The 216-nt window shown below is 63.9% G+C and carries 1 protein-coding gene; it reads right to left on the reverse strand.

What is annotated here, in order from left to right; genetic code table 11:
- The coding region (locus tag AB3X89_RS40925; RefSeq protein ID WP_368588139.1) for a transposase at positions 1–216 on the reverse strand (216 nt) is incomplete at both ends.

Consider the following 216-nt stretch of genomic DNA (forward strand, 5'->3'; position numbering starts at 1 on the left):
TCACCGGCAGCACGCCGCAGGCTGACCACGCCTCGGTCTGCGCACTACTGTAATACGCGCCGTCGGCGATCACGCAGTCGACGTTCGCGTCGACTGCCAGCATCGCATTCAGGCCCGCCTCGTCGGAGACGTTGTCCTCGGTAATCGCGATCTGGTGGACATTCATCTCCGGGTCGATCGACAGATGCATCTTGCGCCACGGCGTCTGGCTCGCGT

Origin of the sequence: Paraburkholderia sp. BR14320, assembly GCF_040948665.1 — a bacterium.
GTDB classification, from domain to species: domain Bacteria; phylum Pseudomonadota; class Gammaproteobacteria; order Burkholderiales; family Burkholderiaceae; genus Paraburkholderia; species Paraburkholderia youngii.